A 1,963-nucleotide genomic window follows, 5' to 3' on the forward strand; every position below is an offset into this window, starting at 1 on the left:
ATAAATTCAGGCGAAAAAGGGTTCAAATCAAAAGAATATGAATTTTTACTTTTTGACTCGATTAAGGACTTGATTACGGAAATTAAGCTTAGGGACGACGAAAACGGCTTATCAAGATTGATTGCTGGCTTTTCGTGGCCCTGGGTTTCAAATAAAGACCCGAATCTTTACGATATCGAGATAGAAGATACCTGGCTCAAATGGAATAGTGTATCCATTGATTTTATAAATTCCCCAAATGCTATAAATGAAGTGGGGTGCATACACACTACACAAGGATATGACTTAAACTACGCTGGAATAATTTTTGGCAAAGAGATTAGCTATGATAAAGTAAAAAACGAAATAGTGATTGAAAAAAGCAACTATCACGATAAAAATGGTAAAAATTCAATTACTGATCCGGCAGAGCTTAAAGATTTTATCATCAATATCTACAAAACAATTATGTTAAGGGGTATCAAAGGCACCTATGTATACGTCTGCGATGAAAACTTGAGAGAATATTTTGCACACCATATCGAAAAATACCGGACAAAAAAAATCATTAATTATGTGTCCAAAGAAAACATAATTCCTTATGAAAATTCGGTTCCCCTATATGATTTAAAGGCAGCCGCAGGTAGTTTCAGTGATTTACAGAATGTAAGTGCTGACGATATCGTTTGGGTTGAGTTGCCACCAAGATACAAACCGTCTAAAGACTTATTTGCCTGTACGGTTATTGGTGAATCAATGAATAAGGTAATTCCGAATGGCTCTGTTTGTTTATTTAGAGAGGACAATGGAGGTTCGAGGAACGGAAAAATTGTATTAGTGCAATACACGAGCTACCGGGATAAGGATTTTGGCTCAAATTATACCGTTAAAGTATATAGAAGTGAAAAGGCCATTGAAAATGAACGATGGAGTCATCAATCAATTATCTTAAAGCCATTATCTTTTGATCCGGACTACGAAGACATTGTCGTAGCTGAAGATGAACTTAACTATCTGAAAGTGGTTGGAATTTTTGAATGTGTTTTGTAACAGATTTCTTCACCCCTCTCCCGCGGGTTTAGCGGATAATAACTCGTGGCATGTATTAATGCAGTTTTCAACTAATCTGGGTATTTCTTTCAGATATACGACCAGAGGAAAGTTTAGCCAGGCTTGGATTCAGGTAGCAGTTGAAAGACGCTGCCATTCAATAGTACGGGTTATAAAACCGCAGTAGCAGAAAGAATGCCCTTGCACACGTAAAAAATTAAAGTGATATTTCTGATTAAATTTTAAACCTTATAGAAATTTATGTATTGTCTCGAATGTGACTGTGCTATTCAAAAAGCAGTCTACAACTATTCTACCGATTACTTCGGTGTACCACTTTGCATGCAACATCAAAAATGGATAATACAAAAGATAGAACAATCCAGTGTAACAGAGGAATCGCTTATTTTGTATTTTCTTTTGAAAGATAATGGCGTAGATGCCGAATTAGAAAAATATGATGGGCATAAAAGTGTTGATATTGTTATTGAATCTGCAAAAGTGCATATCGAGGTAGACGGTGGGCACCATAACTACAACAGCAAGCAAGCATTGGCCGATTTAAAACGGACTTTTTATTCATTCAAAAGAGGTTATATTACACTACGAATTCCAAATTCTTTAATAAAAAAAGAACCTGAGGAAACGGCTGATTATATCACTGATTTTTTAGAGATTAACCAACGCAGGATATCTAAAAGGAGATATTCGCCATTTAAATTTGCGAGATAGCTTTAGCGAGATGATCCCCAGAAACGCAGGGCCCTGTTCCAGCGGCCGGGGGGAGACATACATGGGTAGCCGCCTACGGGGCAATATTGCGGGGTGATGTTTTTTCTACAAACCGGTAGCCCCTTTGGGGCATAGAAGGGTACCGCGGTTTTCCGTCCCCGCAGATTCTCGCATCGTACCCTGCGGAGCGGGATGATCCCTG

General features: G+C 38.0%; 2 protein-coding genes. Both read left to right on the forward strand.

Annotated elements, in window-relative coordinates:
- The coding region (locus QZY09_RS09925; protein WP_295671868.1) for a DNA/RNA helicase domain-containing protein at positions 1–1,029 on the forward strand (1,029 nt) is incomplete at its 5' end.
- Positions 1,030–1,371: 342 nt separating this feature from the next.
- The gene (locus QZY09_RS09930; protein WP_295671871.1) at positions 1,372–1,761 is read left to right on the forward strand and encodes a DUF559 domain-containing protein; all 390 of its coding nucleotides are present in this window, start codon (positions 1,372–1,374) and stop codon (positions 1,759–1,761) included.
- Positions 1,762–1,963: the final 202 nt, after the last annotated feature.

Origin of the sequence: uncultured Mucilaginibacter sp., assembly GCF_903913935.1 — a bacterium.
Classification (GTDB): Bacteria; Bacteroidota; Bacteroidia; order Sphingobacteriales; family Sphingobacteriaceae; genus Mucilaginibacter.